At 69.9% G+C, this 19,773-nt stretch carries 18 protein-coding genes and 1 riboswitch; of the genes, 9 read left to right on the top strand and 9 right to left on the bottom strand.

Annotated features, from left to right (window positions below; genetic code table 11):
* Nucleotides 1–88 precede the first annotated feature (88 nt).
* A riboswitch (cobalamin riboswitch) is annotated at nt 89–277 on the bottom strand.
* A gap of 112 nt (nt 278–389) precedes the next feature.
* Both ACWD10_RS18115 and ACWD10_RS18110 read right to left on the bottom strand, forming a co-directional pair.
* Complete coding sequence (locus tag ACWD10_RS18115) at nt 390–2,462, bottom strand: SpoIIE family protein phosphatase (RefSeq protein ID WP_451091999.1); 2,073 nt, start codon at nt 2,460–2,462, stop codon at nt 390–392.
* Between the two features lie 436 nt (nt 2,463–2,898).
* Complete coding sequence (locus ACWD10_RS18110; protein ID WP_451091997.1) at nt 2,899–3,903, bottom strand: helix-turn-helix transcriptional regulator; 1,005 nt, start codon at nt 3,901–3,903, stop codon at nt 2,899–2,901.
* Between the two features lie 99 nt (nt 3,904–4,002).
* On the opposite strand from ACWD10_RS18110, the gene ACWD10_RS18105 reads away from it, so the two are divergent.
* Entirely contained in the window at nt 4,003–4,467 is a 465-nt protein-coding gene (locus ACWD10_RS18105; protein ID WP_451091995.1) for a DUF3224 domain-containing protein, read from the top strand.
* A 49-nt stretch (nt 4,468–4,516) separates the two neighbouring features.
* Here the strand turns inward: ACWD10_RS18105 and ACWD10_RS18100 are convergent, their stop codons facing one another.
* Nucleotides 4,517–5,230, bottom strand: coding sequence for a DUF5324 family protein (locus tag ACWD10_RS18100; protein WP_451091993.1), 714 nt, complete (start codon nt 5,228–5,230; stop codon nt 4,517–4,519).
* A 194-nt stretch (nt 5,231–5,424) separates the two neighbouring features.
* Here ACWD10_RS18100 and ACWD10_RS18095 point away from each other — a divergent pair, with 194 nt between their 5' ends.
* Together ACWD10_RS18095 and ACWD10_RS18090 are read left to right on the top strand one after the other, a co-directional pair.
* On the top strand, nt 5,425–5,952 hold the full coding sequence (locus ACWD10_RS18095; protein ID WP_451091991.1) for a peptidylprolyl isomerase: 528 nt from the start codon (nt 5,425–5,427) through the stop codon (nt 5,950–5,952).
* Nucleotides 5,953–6,087: 135 nt separating this feature from the next.
* Entirely contained in the window at nt 6,088–6,975 is an 888-nt protein-coding gene (locus tag ACWD10_RS18090) for a rhomboid family intramembrane serine protease (RefSeq protein ID WP_451091989.1), read from the top strand.
* Nucleotides 6,976–7,302: 327 nt separating this feature from the next.
* Here the strand turns inward: ACWD10_RS18090 and crgA are convergent, their stop codons facing one another.
* Nucleotides 7,303–7,560, bottom strand: a complete 258-nt coding sequence (gene crgA, locus ACWD10_RS18085; RefSeq protein ID WP_451091987.1) for a cell division protein CrgA — start codon at nt 7,558–7,560, stop codon at nt 7,303–7,305.
* Nucleotides 7,561–7,718: 158 nt separating this feature from the next.
* Here crgA and ACWD10_RS18080 point away from each other — a divergent pair, with 158 nt between their 5' ends.
* The 6 genes from ACWD10_RS18080 (at nt 7,719) to ACWD10_RS18055 (ending at nt 12,418) form a co-directional block, all read left to right on the top strand.
* Nucleotides 7,719–8,498 (top strand): DUF881 domain-containing protein, encoded by a 780-nt coding sequence (locus ACWD10_RS18080; RefSeq protein WP_451091985.1) that lies wholly within the window; start codon nt 7,719–7,721, stop codon nt 8,496–8,498.
* Nucleotides 8,499–8,538: 40 nt separating this feature from the next.
* Nucleotides 8,539–9,300, top strand: coding sequence for a class E sortase (locus ACWD10_RS18075; RefSeq protein WP_451092098.1), 762 nt, complete (start codon nt 8,539–8,541; stop codon nt 9,298–9,300).
* A gap of 100 nt (nt 9,301–9,400) precedes the next feature.
* Nucleotides 9,401–9,601 carry a hypothetical protein gene (locus tag ACWD10_RS18070; RefSeq protein WP_451091983.1) on the top strand — a complete coding sequence of 67 codons (201 nt, stop codon included), beginning with the start codon at nt 9,401–9,403 and terminating at the stop codon, nt 9,599–9,601.
* Complete coding sequence (locus ACWD10_RS18065) at nt 9,598–10,236, top strand: aminodeoxychorismate/anthranilate synthase component II (RefSeq protein ID WP_451091981.1); 639 nt, start codon at nt 9,598–9,600, stop codon at nt 10,234–10,236. Before ACWD10_RS18070 ends, ACWD10_RS18065 begins: the two co-directional genes overlap by 4 nt.
* Nucleotides 10,233–11,681, top strand: coding sequence for a class E sortase (locus ACWD10_RS18060; RefSeq protein ID WP_451091979.1), 1,449 nt, complete (start codon nt 10,233–10,235; stop codon nt 11,679–11,681). The genes ACWD10_RS18065 and ACWD10_RS18060 overlap by 4 nt, the downstream gene beginning before the upstream one ends.
* 26 nt (nt 11,682–11,707) lie before the next feature.
* Nucleotides 11,708–12,418, top strand: coding sequence for a class E sortase (locus ACWD10_RS18055; protein ID WP_451092096.1), 711 nt, complete (start codon nt 11,708–11,710; stop codon nt 12,416–12,418).
* Between the two features lie 135 nt (nt 12,419–12,553).
* Here ACWD10_RS18055 and pknB read toward each other — a convergent pair whose 3' ends face one another.
* From pknB to ACWD10_RS18030, 5 genes are all read right to left on the bottom strand, one after another.
* Nucleotides 12,554–14,602: a Stk1 family PASTA domain-containing Ser/Thr kinase gene (pknB, locus tag ACWD10_RS18050; RefSeq protein ID WP_451091977.1), complete on the bottom strand. Its 2,049-nt coding sequence runs from the start codon at nt 14,600–14,602 to the stop codon at nt 12,554–12,556.
* A gap of 148 nt (nt 14,603–14,750) precedes the next feature.
* On the bottom strand, nt 14,751–16,238 hold the full coding sequence (locus tag ACWD10_RS18045; RefSeq protein ID WP_451091975.1) for a peptidoglycan D,D-transpeptidase FtsI family protein: 1,488 nt from the start codon (nt 16,236–16,238) through the stop codon (nt 14,751–14,753).
* Nucleotides 16,235–17,644 carry an FtsW/RodA/SpoVE family cell cycle protein gene (locus tag ACWD10_RS18040; protein ID WP_451091973.1) on the bottom strand — a complete coding sequence of 470 codons (1,410 nt, stop codon included), beginning with the start codon at nt 17,642–17,644 and terminating at the stop codon, nt 16,235–16,237. Before ACWD10_RS18040 ends, ACWD10_RS18045 begins: the two co-directional genes overlap by 4 nt.
* Nucleotides 17,645–17,666: 22 nt before the next feature.
* On the bottom strand, nt 17,667–19,130 hold the full coding sequence (locus tag ACWD10_RS18035) for a Stp1/IreP family PP2C-type Ser/Thr phosphatase (RefSeq protein ID WP_451091971.1): 1,464 nt from the start codon (nt 19,128–19,130) through the stop codon (nt 17,667–17,669).
* 129 nt (nt 19,131–19,259) lie between these two features.
* The gene (locus ACWD10_RS18030) at nt 19,260–19,766 is read right to left on the bottom strand and encodes an FHA domain-containing protein FhaB/FipA (RefSeq protein ID WP_451091969.1); all 507 of its coding nucleotides are present in this window, start codon (nt 19,764–19,766) and stop codon (nt 19,260–19,262) included.
* Between the last annotated feature and the right edge of the window lie 7 nt (nt 19,767–19,773).

Raw genomic sequence — 19,773 nt, 5'->3', positions numbered from 1 at the left:
CACACACGCCTAGCCGCCCGAACGGGTCTGCCGCGGCGCCTGTCGCCACCGCAGACCTCATGCACGCCTCCTGGAGTCCACGCCCCGTGGATGGTGTCCGCGACAGGTCAGTGTCCTGACTCCCGGATCGCTGCTCGCCCCGACCTTCCAGCCGCGCGGCCGTGGTCGTATGCGGGGTCCGCTCCCCGGTCACAGTGGCGGGACCGTGCCGGATTCTCACCGGCTTCCTGGCTCCCGTCGCGTGGTTCGACGGGCACACAGTAGCCAACCCGTTCCTACCCGGGGAAGACGAGCCTGCCGGTGCACCGGCGCACGGAGGGGTGTGAGCGAGGCACGTGGACCTGGACCGCACCGCCAAGTACGGCCGTGCTCAATACGTCTTGTCGTGCTCAATACGTCTTGTACGGATGCGTACGAGCGATCAGCAGGGCCACATCGTCCGGATCCTGGTGGTCGCGCAAGGTGTTGAGGAGGAGGTCGCAGGTTTCCTCCAGGGAGCCGCGGGGGCGGTCGAGGAGGCGGGGCAGGGCCTGGAGGCGGGTGTCGATGTCCTGGCCGCGGGACTCTACGAGACCGTCGGTGTAGAGGACGAGTTCGTCGCCGGCGGCGAGGGTGATCTCGCGGGCCTCGAAGGGGACGCCGCCGACGCCCAGGGGTGCTCCGGTGGGCAGGTCGAGGAGGCTCGGCGTGCCGCCGCCGGGTCCGGTGTGGGTGCGGACGGGGGGCAGATGGCCCGCCGTGGCGAGACGGCAGCGGCGGCTGTGTGGGTCGTACTCGGCGTAGACGCAGGTGGCGATGGTCTCGCCGAGGTCGGCGGTGATCCGGTCCAGGTGGGTCAGGACGTCGGTGGGCTCCAGGCCGAGCCCGGCCAGGGTGCGGGTCGCGGTGCGCAACTGGCCCATCGTTGCCGCGGCGTGCAGGCCGCTGCCCATGACGTCGCCCACGACGAGGGCGGTCTTGTGGCCGGGCAGCGGGATGACGTCGAACCAGTCGCCGCCGACCTCGATGGCCGTGGAGGCGGGCCGGTAGCGGTAGGCGACCTCGAGGCCGGGCGGGCGCGGCGGGCGCACGGGCAGCAGGTGGCGCTGGAGGGCGAGCGCGGCCTGGGACTGCTCCTGGTAGCCGCGGGCGTTGTCGATGGAGATGGCCGCTCGGGAGGCCAGTTCACCGGCGAGCAGCAGGTCGTCGTGGTCGAAGCCGCGCGGGTTGCGGGCGCGGGCCAGGGTGAGCGCGCCGAGCACCGTGCCCCGGGCGCGCAGCGGCACCGCGAGAAACGAGTGCACCCCGGCCTCGGCCAGGAGTTTCGCGGCGTTCTCGTCGCGCGCGATCCGCTTCATGTCGTTCGGCCCGACCTGCGCGACGAGGACCGGGCGGCCGGTGCGGATGCACTTGGCGACCAGGCGCGAGTCGTCGTACTGAATCGACCGGCCGACCGGGTCGGGGGCCTGGACGGCCGGGGTCGGGTAGGCCGTCTTGAGCGCGAGCGCGCGGAACCGGGGGTACCGGGTGGCGGTGGCGGACGGGCTCGGCGGGCCGTCCTGCAGCACGGCTTCGAGGAGGTCGACGGCGGCGATGTCGGCGAGCTCGGGGACGAGGCTGTCGGCCAGTTCGCGGGCGGTGAGGTCCAGGTCGAGGGTGGTGCCGATGCGCTCCGTGGCGTCGGCGATCATCGCGAGGCGGCGTCGGGCCCGGTCCGCCGCGGTGGCCGCGCGGTGCTGCTCGGTGACGTCCACGACGGACACGGCGAGGCCGAGGACGCCCCGGGACGGGTCCTCGAGCCGGTAGAACGACACCGACCAGGCGTGCTCGGTATTGGGGTCGGCCGGGGTGCGCCCGACCGTGAAGCTGTCCCGCACCGGGGCGCCGGTGTGCAGGACGTCGCGCATGGTGGCCGCGATGGCGGTGACGTCCAGGAACGGCAGTACGTCTTGGACGGTCCGGCCCAGGTGCTCCCCGGCGGGTACGCCGTTGATCCGCTCGAGGGCCGGATTGACCAGGACGTACCGCAGGTTGGTGTCCAGGATCGCGAGGCCGATGGGGGACTGCTCGACCAGGCGCATGGTCAGGGCCAGATCGCGTTCGATCCGCTGCACCGTGGCCCGGTCGGAGGCGAGGCCGAGCGCGTAGGGGCGGCCCTGGTCGTCCTCCAGACGCATATTGCGGAACTCGGCGTACAGCCTGCTGCCGTCCTTGCAGCGCACCGGGAACACGCCCGCCCATGGGGTGCCGTCCGCCATCACCTCGGCGTACAGCGTGAGCACCTGCTCCAGGTCCTCCTCGTCGACCAGGACCTTGGCCGCGGGCCGCCCGAGGGCCTCGGCGGCGGGGTAGCCGAACAGGTCCTCGGCCTGCGGGCTCCACAGCACGATCCGCCCGTCCGCGTCCAGGACCACGGCGGCCACGCCCAGCTCGTCGAGGAGCCCGCCCGGCTGGAGCGCGGGGTCGCTGTCGGCCCCGACCAAGCGGGTCCACGGCGTGGTGCGGGCCGAGGAGTTCTTTGGTGCGTCGGAGTCTTTTGGCGCGTCGGAGTTCTGTGGTGGGTCGGGTGTCCCGGGCGACTCACGCGCCGAGGGTGCCGAAGGTGCGTCGCCGGGCTGTGCCGACCGTTCGCTGTCTGCCAGTTCTGCCGGTTCTGCCGGTGCTGCCGGTGCTGCCGGTTCTGCTGGTCCTGCCGGATCCGGCGGTTCCGACGGTTCGGGAGACAGGGCGTCCGCAGCGCTCATGCGTCCGCTCCCTTCGTCCAGGCCGCCGCCGAGTCTCTCTTGCAGTCTCCTGTTTCGCTACGGGTTCCACGGCGCGGCCGGGGATCTCTCCATCATCTCCACTGCCGGGCCCGCCCGCCATACCTTTCCGGCGGCCGCTGCGGCTCATCCGGCCCCATAAAGCGGAAGAGATCCCTCACGCCTCCCCGTCCGCTTCTGCCTCCCCGTGTGCGCGGTAGCGATCGGCCAGGCCCGCCACCGTCCGGGCCAAGGCCGCGCGCAGCTCCGGTGGGCCGAGCACCTCCGCGTCGGTGCCGAGCCGGAGCAGATCCCCGACCGCGATGGCCTCCGCCTCTACCGGCAGCTCCACCCGCACCCAGCCGTCGGCGTCCGGCTCCCCGGCGTCCCGCAGCGCCGCGTCCCCCGCCGTCCCGAACAGCATCGGCAGCAGCCGCCGGGCCCGCGGCGAGAGCCGGACCACGGCCACCCCCTGGTACCGCGCCTCCTCGAGCCGCCGCGACGACTCCTCCCAGTACGCGGCCAGATCGAACCCGGCGGGCCGCTCGAAGCTCTCCCCCGCCACGGTGTCCACCGCCAGGAACCGGGAGACGCGGTACGTCCGTATCGACGCGTCGGCACGCGCCACCAGGTACCACATGCCGCCCTTCAGAACGAGCCCCAGCGGATGCAGCTCGCGGTGCACTCGGGTCCTGTCGTCCCAGCGCCGGTAGTGCACCCGCAACACCTCCTGCTCCCACACCGCGCGGGCCACCCGCTCCAGGTGCGGCACCGGATCGGCGTCCCGGAACCAGCCCGGTGCGTCCAGGTGGAAGCGGTCCTCGATCCGCCGGGCGCGGTCCGCGAGCCCGGCCGGGAGCGCGGCCTGGAGCTTGAGCCGTGCGGTACTGAGGATCGCGCCGAGGCCCAGGTCGCGCGCGGGCCCGGGCGCCCCGGCGAGGAACAGGGACGCGGCCTCGGGGTCGGTGAGGCCGGTGAGCCGGGTGCGGTAGCCGTCGAGCAGCCGGTAGCCGCCGAGCGGCCCGCGGTCGGCGACCACCGGGACACCGGCGGCGCCGAGGGCCTCGATGTCCCGGTAGACCGTGCGGACCGACACCTCGAGTTCGGCGGCGAGTTCGGGCGCGGTCAGGCGGCCGCGGTTCTGAAGCAGCAGGAGAACGGAGAGCAGCCGGTCGGCACGCATGACGCCATTCTCCCGGCCCGTGCTCCGTACCTGACAGAAGGTGTCAGATACGGCCGCAAAGCTGAGGGCACATCAAAGGCCGAGAGGAGCACGACCCGTATGCCCACGCAGACCACGCCGACTACGCAGACCCCGCAGACCACGCAGTCCACTCAACCCACCGAGACCACCGGACACTTCACCTTCGCCGACTGGGAGGAGAACGCCCGCACGCCGAGCGGCGCCGGTCCCGCGCTCGCACACGCGAAGGTCACCAACAGCTTCTCCGGCGGCATCGAGGCCGCCGACACCCGCTGCGAATACACCATCGTGTACGTCACCGAGAAGACCGGCGCGTTCACCGGCATGGAGCTGCTCACCGGCAGCGTCGACGGTCGTACCGGAACCTTCGCCGTCGAGGAGCGCGGCACCTTCGGCGAGGACGGCACGGTGCACTGCACCTTCGAGGTCGTCCCGGGCTCGGGCACCGGCGCACTCACCGGCCTGCGCGGCACCGGCGGCTTCACCGCGCGGCACGGCGAGCCGTCGGTCCCGTACACCTTCAGCTACGAACTCACGGAGTAGGCGCGGGAGTTCAGCGGTCCTGCGGCCGCCGTGGCGACCAGCCGCCGCCCTAGGCCTCGCCGCGCTTGTCCGGCCTGTCGGCCTCGGCCTGCTGGGACCGGACCTGGGGGTCGACCGTGTCCTGTTCCGGGCTGCCGTCGACCGAGGTGATCGGCTGGGAGCGGGCGGAGTCGCCGACCTCGGTGGCGGCGGGCGGCTCGACCAGCCAGTCCGGGTTGGCCTGCTTGTCCCACCACTTCCAGGCGGCGAACGCGGCGCCGCCGAGCAGCCCGATCGCGCCGATCCGCTTCGCCACCCGGCCGACCGCGCAGCGGCGCTGATGCCGGCGGGCGAGGCGCCGGATGTCCTTGGGCGAGACCTGGCCGCGCAGCGCCGCGACGGCTGCCGCACTGCGCGCGGCGGCCTCGTTGGCGGCGGGCTGTGCGACGGCCACGGCGTGTTCGACGCGCGGCTTGGCGGCGGCCGCGGCATCGGCGGCGGCCCTACGGGTGCGGCGGGCCGCGCGGTCGACCTTGGGCGGTACGTGCGTACGGGCCTGCTCAAGGCGCGGGTGCAGGTGGGCGTCGTACTGGTGGCGGGCCTGATGGGCCGCCTGGTGCGCGGCGTCGGACATGATCGGCGTCAGCCGTACGCGGGCCTCGTGCGCGTAGTGCGCCGCCCGGTCCTTGGCCGTACCGGCGTAGGGCGCCACCGCATCCGCGGCGTGACGCACGCTGTCCTTGGCCGAGACGGTCGCGGCGCGCACGCTGTCTTTGCGGGTCACGGGTTCCTCCTCCTCGGTGGCGTACGGTAAGTCACCTTTCCACCCTTTTCCGCATCGTGCCTCCCGAAGCGCCCAAGTGGCATGTGGCGGACGGCATCCGGGGCATGCGCCCCCGCCCGGGCGGTCTCCCCGCGCTCGCGTGGCCGGATCCGTGCGAGGATCGGGGAGACAGTTAAGGCAACGGAAGGCAGATCGTGGCCGAGAAGCTTTACGCCACCCTGAAGACCAACCACGGCGACATCGAGATCGAGCTCTTCGAGAACCACGCGCCGAAGACGGTCAAGAACTTCGTGGAGCTCGCCAACGGCGAGCGCGAGTGGACGCACCCGGAGACCGGCAAGAAGTCGACGGACCGGCTCTACGACGGCACGGTCTTCCACCGCGTCATCAGCGGCTTCATGATCCAGGGCGGCGACCCGCTGGGCAACGGCACGGGCGGCCCGGGGTACGAGTTCGAGGACGAGTTCCACCCGGAGCTCAGCTTCGACCGTCCCTACCTGCTTGCCATGGCCAACGCCGGTCCGGGCACCAACGGTTCGCAGTTCTTCATCACGGTCTCCCCGACCGCGTGGCTGACGCGTAAGCACTCGATCTTCGGCGAGGTCACCAGCGAGGCCGGCAAGAAGGTCGTCGACGCCATCGCGGGCACCCAGACCAACCCGCGCACCGACCGCCCGGTGAACGACGTCGTCATCGAGTCGGTCGTCATCGAGCGCCGCTGAGGCCCGCCCGCACGGGAACTTTTTTGCCCCGCTCATCCGTCAGGATGGGCGGGGCAGTGCGTTGGGCACATGTGTCTTCATACGGAGCGTGTGCCCTACGGAGCGCCTGCCGTCGTACGGAGATCGAGGGGACCCATGGACCAGGCACCCGGCAGTCCGCAGGAGCCGCGGAACACACCTGACCTGCCCGGCTGCTACCGGCACCCGGACCGCGAGACGGGCATCACCTGCACGCGCTGCGAGCGGCCGATCTGCCCGGAGTGCATGGTCAGCGCCTCGGTCGGGTTCCAGTGCCCGAACTGCGTCCGCGAGGGCTCCGGCACCGGGCACGCGCCCACGGCCGGCCGGCCGCGGAACATCGCGGGCGGTGTGGTGGTGGCCGACCAGCGGCTCCTCACCAAGATCCTGATCGTGCTCAACGTCGCCGTGTTCATCGCGGTGAGCGTCGACGACAGCCTGGTGCGCGAGCTGTTCCTGCTCGGCGGCACCCCGCCGCAGTACATTCCCGAGGGCGTCGCGCACGGCGAGTGGTACCGCCTGGTGACCTCGATGTTCCTGCACCAGGAGATCTGGCACATCGGGTTCAACATGCTGGCCTTGTGGTGGCTCGGCGGCCCGCTGGAGGCGGCGCTCGGCCGCGCCCGCTATCTCGCGCTGTATCTGCTCTCCGGCCTCGCGGGCAGCGCCCTCACCTATCTCGTCGCGGCCCCGACCCAGCCGTCGCTCGGCGCCTCCGGCTGCGTGTTCGGTCTGTTGGGCGCCACGGCGGTGCTGATGCGCCGGCTCAACTACGACATGCGGCCGGTTCTGGTGCTGCTCGCGATCAACCTGTTCATCACGTTCAGATTCAGCGGCATCGCCTGGGAGGCGCACATCGGCGGTCTGGTGGCCGGTATCGCCATCGCGTTCGCCATGGTGCACGCGCCCCGGGACCGGCGGACCCTGGTGCAGTGGGGCACCTGTGGGCTTGTCCTTCTGATCACGCTGGCCACGGTCGTGCTGCGGACCGTTCAGCTCACGTAGGGCCACCTCGGGTCAGAGTTGTCCACAGCGTGTGCCCGATCCTGTGCATGCTGTGGGGAACGACCGCGCCCCTCGTCGCTGACCTGGGTTTTCCCAGGGAGGACAAGGGGCGGACAGTCTTTCCACATCGCGGACGCCGGTCATACCGGCGTCAACACTCAATGGGTTATCCACAGATCGTCGTAGTTTTCCGCAGCTGTGGAAACGGCTGTGGATAACTCAGTGGATTGCTTGGGGGAAGGCTTGCGCGCGGCGCTGCTTCTCTGCTTGGCGGTGGTGCTGGGGCTGCCGCAGTGCTCGTCCTGCCCGGCGCGTCGGCGCGGGCTCTTACTTCCACTGCGTGGAGACGCCGAAGCCTGCGGCGATGAAGCCGAAGCCGACCACGATGTTCCAGTTGCCGAGCGCCGCGACGGGCAGCCGGGTGTCCGTGACGTAGAAGACCACGATCCAGGCCAGGCCGATCAGGAACATCGCCAGCATGACGGGAACGACCCAGCCGCGGCTCGTCAGCTTGATGTTGGTTGTCTGCTTCGACGACGGCGGCGGCGTGTAGTCGGCCTTCTTGCGGATGCGTGACTTCGGCACGAGGGTTTCTCCTGTCGATGCGCTGCGTGGCCGCGCAGAACGGGGTCGGGCTGGGGGCGCCGGGCGGAGGCGCTTTCGGGATACACAGGGGGGCTCCTGGCTCCCCTGGGCGTCCGTTAGCGTAGTGCTTCCGCGGCGCCGTAAGGAGTAAGGGTACGTTGAGCAATTCTGCCGACTTCCCCGGTGGGGCCGCAGGCCCTGGTCGCCGTGTCCGCTGGCGGCCGGTGCGGCTGCTGACCGCCGCCGTCTTCGCGCTCGCCGGTCTCATCTTCTTCACCAGCTTCAATACCGCCAAGGGTACAAATATCCGGACGGATGCCTCACTCCTGAAGCTCTCCGACCTCATCCGGGAGCGCAGCCACCGCAACGGCGCCCTCGACGACGCCAACGGCACCCTGCGCGAGCAGATCGACGGGCTCGCCCAGCGGGACAACGGCAGCTCGAAGGAGGAGGCGGCGAAGCTCCGGGCGCTTGAGGAGGCCGCCGGCACCAAGAAGCTCAAGGGCAGGGCCGTCACGGTCACCCTCAACGACGCCCCGCCGAACGCCACCGCCCGCATCCCCGGCTACCCCGAGCCGCAACCCAACGACCTGGTCATCCACCAGCAGGACCTCCAGGCTGTGGTGAACGCGCTGTGGAAGGGCGGCGCCGAGGGCATCAAGGTCATGGACCAGCGCCTGATCTCCACCAGCGCCGTCCGCTGCGTCGGCAACACCCTGATTCTTCAGGGCCGGGTCTACTCACCGCCGTACAAGGTGACCGCCGTCGGCGACCCGGACAAGCTCAGGACCGCGCTCAGCGCCTCCCCCGAGATCCAGAACTACATGCTGTACGTCAACGCCTACGGGTTGGGCTGGAAAGTCGACGAGCACCGGGCGATGACTCTTCCCGGCTACTCGGGCACAGTGGATCTCCACTACGCGCAGCCTGCGGAGTAGTCGAGGGGTAGGTAGTTCCGGGGAGGGCCCGCCCGTGTCGGTGCGAGCGATCGTCAGGACCTTCAGCGAACTGTGCATCACCGTCGGCATGGTGATCGTCCTGTTCGTGGCGTACGTCGTGTACTGGACCGGAGTGAAGGCCGACGGCGCGATGGACCGTCAGATCGACCAGCTCCAGGACCGCTGGTCCCAGGGCGCGATGGCGGCGGGCGCCAAGGGCGACGGGGGCGCCAAGGGCGATCCGGGCACCGGGGACGACGGGGACGACGGGGCCGGTTCCGCCCCGGAGGCTGCGAATCCGCCCGCCCCCGGCCCGTACGAGGACGGCAAGCCCTTCGCCGTGATGTACATCCCGCGGTTCGGTTTCACGTGGAACAAGCCCGTGCTCGAAGGCACCGCGACCGAGACGCTGAAGAAGGGGCTCGGCCACTACGACGCCACCGCGCGGCTCGGCCAGAAGGGCAACTTCTCCGTGGCCGGTCACCGCCGCACCTACGGCGACCCGTTCAAGGACTTCCCGAAGCTGCGCCCCGGCGACCCGGTGGTGCTCACCGACGGCACGACCTGGTTCACGTACCGCATCACCGACAAGCCCTACAAGACGCTGCCCAGCGACGTCGGCGTGATCGACCCCGAGCCGCGCAAGTCCGGAAGGGAGAAGGTCTTCGACGGGCCGGGCCGTTACCTCACCCTTACGACCTGTGAGCCAGAGTGGGGCCACAGCCATCGGCTGATCGTCTGGGCGCACCTCGATGCGAGCAAGCCGGTCGAGGAGGGGAAGCCCGAGGCTTTGCACAGCTGACCCACGGACACCGGGGGCCGCCCTTTAGTCTGGTGGCGTGGTCCGAACAGGCCACGGGGCCAACCGGCCACAGGCGTCACGGGAAGGGACAGCGGACGGCATGTACGGCTGGATCTGGCGGCATCTGCCGGGCAACGCGTGGATCAAGGCCGTGATTTCGGCCATCTTGATCCTCGCCGTGGTGTTTCTGCTCTTCCAGTACGTCTTTCCGTGGGCGGAGCCGCTGCTGCCGTTCAACGATGTGACGGTGGACCAGGGCATGTCCGCGCCGAACGGCGCCCTGGTGGGGGTGGCCCGATGAGCGCGCGCATTCTCGTCGTCGACAACTACGACAGCTTTGTCTTCAACCTCGTCCAGTACCTCTACCAACTCGGCGCCGAGTGCGAGGTCGTGCGGAACGACGAGGTCTCCACGGCACACGCCCAGGACGGCTTCGACGGCGTGCTGCTCTCGCCCGGGCCCGGCGCGCCCGAGCAGGCCGGGGTCTGTATCGAGATGGTGCGGCACTGCGCCGCGACCGGGGTGCCCGTCTTCGGGGTCTGCCTCGGCATGCAGTCGATGGCGGTGGCGTACGGCGGGGTCGTGGACCGCGCACCGGAACTCCTGCACGGCAAGACCTCGCTGGTGACGCACAAGGGGATCGGCGTCTTCGCGGGCCTGCCCTCGCCGTTCACCGCGACCCGGTACCACTCGCTCGCCGCGGAGCCGGACGCGATTCCGGATGTGCTGCGGGTGACGGCGCGCACCCAGGACGGCATCGTGATGGGGCTCCGCCACCGTGAACTGCCGGTCGAGGGCGTGCAGTTCCACCCCGAGTCCGTGCTGACCGAGCACGGTCACCGGATGCTCGCCAACTGGCTGGTCGAGTGCGGTGACGCGGGGGCGGTGGACCGCTCGGCGGGGCTCGCGCCGGTTGTGGGCAGGGCCACGGCGTGACGGCCCTCCGTCCCGAGCGCGACTCCGATGCCCCGTACGAGCACGAGCCGTACGGGGCCGCCGGTGCGTTCGAGGCGGCGGTGGACGGCCTCGCCGATCCATTGAACGACCCGCTGCCGGGGCAGCAACAGCCCGCGCAGCAGCTCCCTGAGCAGTCTCATGAGCAGTTCCACGAGCAGTTCCATGAGCAGTTCCATGAGCAGTTCCATGAGCCCGCGTACGGCTCGTACGACGTCCCGGGCGATACGTACGACGTTCAAGGCACCGCGTACGACGTCCAAGGCACCGCGTACGACGTCCAGGAGACCGCGTACGACATCGGTGAGCCGGAGGCCATCGGCACCGCCCCCGCACCGGCCCAACTCCCGTACCAAGACGAGACGGTGGGCCTGCGTACCGCCGACACCGACCCCCGGCCGACCGCCGAGGCGGACGACGCCACCGTCGAGGCCGCTACCGCCGAGGCCGCCACCGCCCCGGCCCCCGGCGGCCGCGCCGCCCGCCGCCGGGCCGCGCAGCAGGCGGCCCGGAACCGTTGGGGAGTTGAGGGCCTTGCGGGCCTCATAGGTCTCGCCGGGCGAGGTCGAGGAGGTCGAGGAGGTCGAGGGGGAGGCGGAGGGCGCCGTCGCGCCGCTCCCCGCGGCAGGGGCTCGGGCACGCGCGCCGCCACGGCGGCCGGGTCGTCCCAGAGGCAGAAGCAGCAGGAGCAGGAGCCGGAGAAGAAGGCGGCACCGCTCTCCCGGCTCGAGGCCCGGCGGGCCGAGCGGGCCAAGAAGCCGAGCCCCGCGGTGATCGCGAGCCGGGCCGTGGGTGAGGCGTTCATCACACTCGGCGTGCTGATGCTGTTGTTCGTCACGTACCAGCTGTGGTGGACGAACGTCCGCGCCGGGGCGCAAGCGGGCAACGAGGCGTCCAAGATCCAGGAGGGGTGGGCGAGCGGAAAGCGGGCCCCCGGCGCCTTCGAACCCGGACAGGGCTTCGCGATCATGCACATCCCGCGCCTGGACGTGGTGGTGCCCGTGGCCGAGGGCATCGACAAGGAACGGGTCCTGGACCGCGGCATGGTCGGCCACTACGCCGAGGGCGCCCTGAAGACCGCGATGCCCGGTGAGAAGGGCAACTTCGCGGTGGCGGGACACCGCAATACGCACGGCGAACCGTTCCGCTACATCAACCAACTGGAGAAGGGCGACCAGATCGTCGTCGAGACCCGGGACAAGTACTACGTCTACGCGATGCAGAGCATCCTGCCGCAGACCAGCCCGGGCAACACGGGCACCATCGCGCCGATCCCCAAGGGCTCCGGATTCACCGAGCCCGGGCACTACATCACGCTGACGACCTGTACGCCCGAGTTCACCAGTACCTACCGCATGATCGTGTGGGGCAAGATGGTCGAGGAGCGGCCGCGCAGCAAGGGCAAGCCGGACGCCCTCGTCCGTTGACCGAGGCGAGGGCGGGACAGAACGAGATCGGGGCAGAAACAGTGGGAGCCACCACGCGCCGGGGGCGGGGCCGCATAGCGACGGCCGTCAGTGTCTTCGGCGAACTCCTCATCACCGCGGGCCTGATCCTCGGCCTCTTCGTCGTCTACTCGCTGTGGTGGACCAACGTGCAGGCGGACCGCGAGGCGAAGAAGCAGAGCGACGCGGTCCGCGACAACTGGGCCCACGGCGACGGCGGCCCCGGCGCCCTGGACACCAAGGACGGCATCGGCTTCCTGCACGTACCGGCGATGAAACAGGACGACATCCTGGTCAAGAAGGGCACGGCGAGCGACACCCTCAACAACGGTGTGGCCGGTTACTACACCAAGCCGATCAAGTCCGCCCTGCCCCAGGACAAGAAGGGCAACTTCTCGCTCGCCGCGCACCGTGACGGCCACGGCGCGAAGTTCCACGACATCGACAAGCTCAAGAAGGGCGACGCGATCGTCTTCGAGTCCAAGGACAAGTGGTACGTCTACAAGGTCTACAAGACGCTGCCGGAGACCTCGAAGTTCAACGTCGACGTCCTGGACGAGGTCCCGAAGGAATCGGGCAAGAAGAAGCCGGGCCGCTACATCACCCTGACGACCTGCACCCCGGTCTACACGTCCACGTACCGCTACATCGTGTGGGGCGAACTGGAACGCACCGAAAAGGTCGACAGCGACCGGACGCCACCGGCGGAGCTGCGTTAGCGACGAGGCTCGTACGGCTCAGGCCTCCTACGGCTCAGGCCTCCTACGGCTCAGGCCTCGTACGCGTCAGGGCCCGGTCCCCTTCCGAGGGGGCCGGGCCCTGTTGCTGTTGCTTGTTACCGGTAGCCGTGCCGGTCAGTCCTTGCGGGTGCTGCTGAAGCCCGACGGCCCGCCGAAGAAGGTGTCGCCGTCATCGCCGCCGATCTGGCCGCCCTGGTCACCACCGTTTCCGCCGTTGCCGTTCCCGCCGTTGCCCTGGCCGGGAACCGTCGCCATATTGATCGCGGTGCCCTCCTCGACCTCGGTACCGGCCGCCGGGTTGGTTGCCGCCACCAGGGCGTCGTCCTGCTGGTCGCCGCTGATGGTGCCGACCTTGAGGCCCGCGTCCTCGATGGCCTTCTTGGCGTCCTTGAGCTTCTGCCCGACCAGCTCGGGCACTGCCGTCTTCTCGGGCGCCTCGGCGACGGTCAGGTGGACCGTCGACTCCGGGTCGGCCAGGGTGTTGCCCTTGGGCGTCTGGTCGACGACCTGACCCTCGGGGACGTCGCTGCGCGGTGTCTTCGTGACGTTCACCTCGAAGCCGTTGGCCTCGAGCTGCTGCTTGGCCGCATCGAGCTGCTGGCCGATGACGTCGGGGACGGTCTCCTTGGACTTTTCCGTGGCCACGGTCAGGACGACTGGGGAGCCCTTCCTCAGTTCGGTGCCGCTCGTCGGGTTCTGTTCGAGGACCGTGCCGGGCTCCGCTGAGGACGTCTCCTTGGTCTTCTTCTTGACCTTGAACCCGTACTCTTCGCTCTCCAGCTTGCTGCGCGCCTCGTCGTAGTCGTCGCCGATGACGCTCGGCACGGCGACCTTCGGCGGGCCCGTAGAGACGTCCACCGACACCGAGCCGCCCTCATCGATCTTGCCGCCGCCGTCCGGGGTCTGGCGGCAGACCTTGTTCTTCTCCACGCCTTCGCACGGCTTCTTCGTGACGTCGAGTTTCACCTCGCCGTTCTCGGCCCTCTTCTCCGCTTGCTCGAGCGTCAGGCCCACGAAATTCGGCACCGGCACCTTGCCGTCGTCCGCAACGCTGCCGCTGAAGATCCACTTGCCGATGAGCAGCGCGCCCGCAAGGACGAGGAGGGCCGCGAGGATCAGGAGCGCCGTGGAGGCGCCGCCCTTCTTCTGGCGGCGGCGGGGCTGCCGCTCGTCGTAGCCGTAGCCGCCGTCGTCCGGGTTGACCGGGGGCATCATCGACGTCTGGCCGCCGCCGTTCTGCGGCCGCAGCATCGCCGTCTGCTGGTCGTCCGGGTGGCCGCCGCCGTAGCCGACCGCGCCGAGCGCCGCCGTGGCCGCCACCGGCTGGCCGTCGAGGCAGGCCTCGATGTCGGCACGCATCTCGTCGGCCGACTGGTAGCGGTAGTCCGGGTCCTTGACCAGGGCCCGCAGGACGATCGCGTCCATCTCGGGCGTGATCTCGGGGTCGAAGGTGCTCGGCGGCTGCGCCTCTTCGCGTACGTGTTGGTAGGCGACGGCGACCGGGGAGTCGCCTACGAACGGCGGGCGGACCGTCAGCAGCTCGTAGAGCAGGCAGCCGGTCGAGTACAGGTCGGAGCGGGCGTCGACGGTCTCGCCCTTGGCCTGCTCCGGGGAGAGGTACTGCGCGGTGCCGATCACGGCCGCGGTCTGCGTCATCGTCATGCCGGAGTCGCCCATGGCGCGGGCGATGCCGAAGTCCATCACCTTGACCTGGCCGGTGCGGGTCAGCATGACGTTGGCCGGCTTGATGTCGCGGTGGACGATGCCGTTCCGGTGCGAGTACTCCAGGGCCTGGAGGATGCCGATGGTCATCTCCATGGCCCGCTCGGGCAGCAGCTTCCGCCCGGAGTGCAGCAGCTCACGGAGCGTGGAGCCGTCCACGTACTCCATCACGATGTACGGGATGGAGACCCCGTCGACGTAGTCCTCGCCGGTGTCGTAGACCGCGACGATCGCCGGATGGTTGAGCGAGGCGGCGGACTGGGCCTCTCGGCGGAACCGGGCCTGGAACGACGGGTCGCGGGCGAGGTCCACCCGGAGCGTCTTCACGGCGACCGTACGGCCGAGGCGGGTGTCATGGGCGAGGTAGACCTCCGCCATGCCGCCGCGGCCGAGCACCTGGCCCAGCTCGTACCGGCCGCCTAGGCGACGCGGCTCTTCCATAGCTACCTACCAGCCCTCTCCGTCGGTCCCGACCGCACCCGTGTGTGGTCCGGCGGTGTGCTGTCCCGGCATACCGTACCGGCCCTCCCTGGCGTGATCCGGGCCAAGTGGGATACCTGATACAGGACCGGTACCGCCGTGACCTGGGTCACTCGCCGCCGTCTCCGTTGTCGGCGGTGCTGCTGTCGAGAACGGCCTTCATCACGTTCTTGGCGATCGGGGCGGCGAGGCCACCACCCGAGATGTCACCGCGGTCGGCGTCGCTGTCCTCGACGACCACGGCGACGGCGACGGGTGAGCCGCCGTCGGGGTTCTTGGCGTACGAGATGAACCAGGCGTACGGCTTCTCGCTGTTGTCGACACCGTGCTGGGCGGTGCCGGTCTTGCCGCCGACCGTGACGCCGGGGATCTGTGCGTTGCTGCCGGTGCCCTGCCTGACGACCGTCTCCATCATGTCCTGGAGCTTCTGGGCGTTCGGCTCGGACAGCGGCTCGCTGAGCTCCTTCGGCTCGTGCTTCTCGATCACATCGAGGTTCGGGGCCCGGAGCTCCTTCACCATGTACGGCTCCATCAGGGCGCCGTCATTGGCGACCGCGGCGGAGACCATGGCCATCTGCAGCGGGGTCGCCGCCGTCTCGAACTGGCCGATGGAGGAGAGCGCCGTCTGAGACTTGTTCATCTCCTTCGGGAAGACCGAGGCGTTGGAGCGGACCGGAACGAACTGCTCCTTGTTGAAGCCGAACTTCTTCGCCGTCTCCAGCATCTTGTCGTTGCCGAGATCCGAACCGATCTTGCCGAAAACGGTGTTGCAGGACACCCGCAGCGCCTGGCGGAGCGAGGCGTTCCTACAGGGGATGTCGCCCTCGTTCTTCAGCTCGGTCGTGGTGCCCGGCATGGTCCACGGCAGCGGCGTCTTGGTGTCGTCGTCCGGGTCGCTGTAGAGCCCGTGCTCCAGGGCGGCCGCGGCGGTGACCACCTTGAACGTGGAGCCGGGCGGATAGGTCTCGCGCAGCGCCCGGTTCAGGGTCGGCTTGTCCGGGTCCTTCTCCAGCTTCGCCCAAGCCGCCTGGTCGGACTTGCCGTTGCCGGCGAACTTCGACGGGTCGTACGACGGCGTTGAGGCGAGCGCCAGGATCGCGCCGGTGGACGGGTCGATCGCGGCGACCGCGCCCTTCTTGGTGCCGAGGCCCTGGAACGCGGCCCGCTGCGCCTTGGCGTTGAGCGTGGTGACGACATTGCCGCCGCCCTGCTTCTTGCCGGTGATCATGTCGAGGGTGCGGCGGAAGAAGAGACGGTCGTCGTTGCCGGTGAGGATCTCGTCCTCGATCGACTCGATCTGCGTCGCGCCGAACGCCTGCGAGGCGAAGCCGGTGACCGGCGACCACATCTCGCCGTTCTTGTACGTCCGCTTGTACGCGAAGTCGCTTCCGGTGGTCCGCTCGGAACCGGTGACGGGCTTGCCGTCCACGATGATGTCGCCGCGCTCCTGCGCGTACCGCTCGATCAGAACCCGACGGTTCTTGTCGTGCGTACGCAGCTCCTCTGCGGAGACGTACTGCAGCCAGTTGTCCCGGATGAGCAGAGCCATCACGAGCACACCGCAGAAGATCGCGATGCGGCGCAGGGGCTTGTTCACGGCCGCACCACCTGGGTCATCTCGGCGTCGGGGTTGGAGGCCGGGGTGGGCGCCGGGCGGCGGGCGGTGTCGCTGATTCTGATGAGGATCGCGATCAGGGCCCAGTTGGCGATGACGGAGGAACCGCCGGCCGCGACGAACGGCAGCGTCATACCGGTCAGCGGAATCAGGCCCATCACGCCTCCGGACACCACGAACACCTGGATCGCGAAGGCGCCGGACAGACCGACCGCGAGCAGCTTGCCGAACGGGTCGCGGGCGGCGAGCGCTGTCCGGACACCGCGTTCCACGATCAGGCCGTAGATCAGCAGGATGGCCATCATTCCGGCGAGACCCAGCTCTTCACCGAAGGTGGCGAGGACGAAGTCCGAGTTGGCGGCGAAGCCGATCAGATCGGAGTTGCCCTGGCCCCACCCGGTGCCGAGCACGCCGCCGGAGCCGAACGCCATCAGGGACTGCGCGACCTGGTCGCTCTGCTGCATCACCGTCTCGGAGAACGGGTGCAGCCAGGCGTCCACACGCTGCTGGACGTGCGACTCGAACGTGGCCACACCCACGGCCCCGGCCCCGGACATCAGCAGGCCGAACACGATCCAGCTGGTGCGCTCGGTGGCGACGTACAGCATCACCACGAACATGCCGAAGAACAGCAGCGACGTACCCAGGTCGGTCTCGAAGACCAGGATGAGCAGGCTCATCGCCCAGATGGTGAGGATCGGCCCGAGGTCACGGCCACGCGGCAGATACAGGCCCATGAAGCGGCGCGAGGCGAGCGCCAGGGCGTCCCGCTTCACCATCAGATACCCGGAGAAGAAGATCGCGATGATGATCTTCGCGAACTCGCCGGGCTGGATGGAGAACGGGCCGAGACTGATCCAGATCTTCGCGCCGTTCACCGCCGGGAAGAACATCGGCAGGATCAGCAGGACGAGCGCCACGGCCATCGAGATGTACGTGTACCGCTGCAGGATCCTGTGGTCCTTCAGGATGAGCAGCAGCGCCACGAAGAACGCGATGCCGATCGCCGAGTACATCAGCTGCTTCGGGGCGTCCGGCGTGAACGAGCCGAACAACGTCTCCGCGCGCTGCTGCAGCCGCGGCGACTGGTCGAGCCGCCAAATCACCACCAGGCCGAGCCCGTTGAGCAGCGTCGCAAGCGGCAGCAGCAGCGGATCCGCGTACGGCGCGAACTTGCGCACCACCAGGTGGCCGACGGCCGCGAGCAGCCCGAGGCCCAAGCCGTAGCCGAGCATGCCGGTCGGCATCTCGCCGTTCATGGCGAGGCCGACATTGGCGTACGCGAACACCGGGATGAGGACCGCGAAGGCCAGCAGGGCGAGCTCGGTGTTGCGCCGGCTCGGCGCCCCGATCGCCCCGATGGTGGACGTGTGTGTAGTGCTGCTCATGGTGTCGGCAAGCCCCCTGCGCCTACTGCGGTACGGCGGATTGGCCGCCGGCTCCGGTCGTGGGCGTCGGTGATGTGGTCGGGGTGGGCGAGGTGCCCGGGTCGGTCTTCTTGCCGTCCCCCGTGCCTGCGGCGCCGCCCGCTTCGCCCTCGCCGGTGGGCGCCTTGGCCTCGTCCTCGGCCTTCTGGCGCTTGGCGTCCTCGCAACTGGCCCCCAGCTCCGCGATCTTGGCGCGGGCGTCCTCGAGGCTCGTCGGCTCCAGGCCCTTGTCCTTGATCTTCTCGCTCTGGAAGCTCGGCAGGCAGCTCAGCTCGACCTCGGGGTGCTCCTCCTCGAGCTCCGAGAGGCTGAGCCAGGCCAGGTCCTGGTTGATGCCGCGGTACAGCGCGAGATGGCCGTCCTTGGCGCCGACGTAGTACTGCGACCGCGTCCACTGGTAGCCCGCGTACAGGCCGCCGCCCACCACGGCGAGCACGAGCGCGGCGATCAGCGAGCGCTTGACCCACCTGCCGCGCCGGGCGGGCTTCACGAAGTCCTCGTCCGAGTACGCCCCGAACGAGCCCTCCGGAATGTACGCGTCCGGCTCACCGCTGCCGGGCGGGCCGAAGCCGCCGCCCTGCGGAGGCACCGGGCGGCCGAGGCCCGCGGCGCGTCCCGCCGGGGTCTGCATCGCGCCGTTGTCGCCCAGCTGGAGCTGGTTCTCGGCGACCGCGCCGACGACCACGGGGGTGTCCACGAGCTGCCCGGCGAGGGTGTCGCTGTGGTCGATGTCGAGGACGTCCGCGACGATCACCGTCACGTTGTCCGGGCCGCCGCCGCGCAGCGCGAGCTGAATCAGCTCCTGCACGGTCTCCTGCGGGCCCTGGTAGCTGGCGAGGGTCTCCTCCATCGTCTGGTGCGAGACGACCCCGGAGAGCCCGTCGGAGCAGAGCAAGTACCGGTCACCGGCGCGGACTTCACGGATCGACAGATCCGGCTCGACGTGGTCGCCGCTGCCGAGCGCCCGCATGAGCAGCGAGCGCTGCGGGTGCGTGGTGGCCTCTTCCTCGGTGATCCGGCCCTCGTCGACGAGCCGCTGCACCCAGGTGTGGTCCTGCGTGACCTGCGTGAGCACCCCGTCGCGCAGCAGATACGCGCGCGAGTCACCGACGTGTACGAGGCCGAGCCGCTGCCCGGTCCACAGCAGCGCGGTGAGCGTGGTGCCCATGCCCTCGAGCTGCGGGTCCTCCTCGACCATCACGCGCAGCTGGTCGTTGGCCCGCTGCACGGCGTCCCCGAGGGACGTGAGGATGTCCGAGCCCGGTACGTCGTCGTCGAGCTGCACGAGGGTCGAGATCACCTCGGAGCTGGCGACCTCACCGGCGGCCTGGCCTCCCATGCCGTCGGCGATGGCAAGGAGACGGGGACCGGCATAGCCCGAGTCCTCGTTCCCCTCCCGGATCATGCCTTTGTGCGATCCGGCGGCGAAGCGCAGTGACAGACTCATGCGCACCTCGCCCGTCGGCTCCGGGTACATCCGCACGGTTCCCACCCTTCGGTCGGGAGACGCGTCGTGCCCGCTGTGGGGACCGCAGCGGCTCGATCGCTGTGCTCGCGCTCTTTCATGACGTAGCACTTACTTCCGAAGCTCGATGACGGTCTTGCCGATGCGGATCGGCGCGCCCAGCGGAATGGGTGTCGGGGTGGTGAGTCGGGTCCGGTCGAGATACGTGCCGTTGGTGGACCCGAGATCCTCGACGATCCACTGGCCGTCACGGTCCGGGTAGATCCTGGCATGCCTGCTGGAGGCGTAATCGTCGTCGAGGACGATCGTGGAGTCGTGCGCCCGGCCCAGGGAGATGGTCTGGCCCTGCAGCGCGACGGTGGTGCCGGTGAGCGTGCCCTCGGAGACCACCAGCTTCGTGGGGGCGCCGCGGCGCTGCCGCCCGCCCTGCTGGCGCTGCGCCGGGGGGCTCTGTCGGCCGCCCTGCTGCGGGCGCGCGTCGCCGCCGCGGCGGGAACCGCGCTGGGTGACGCGCGTACCGAAGAGGTCGCTGCGGATGACCTGGACGGCCACGATCACGAACAGCCACAGGACGGCCAGGAAACCCAGCCGCATGACCGTCAGGGTCAGCTCTGACATTGCCCCC

The sequence above is a fragment of the Streptomyces sp. NPDC002851 genome, assembly GCF_053591935.1.
This window is presented reverse-complemented; position numbering and strand designations above follow the sequence as displayed.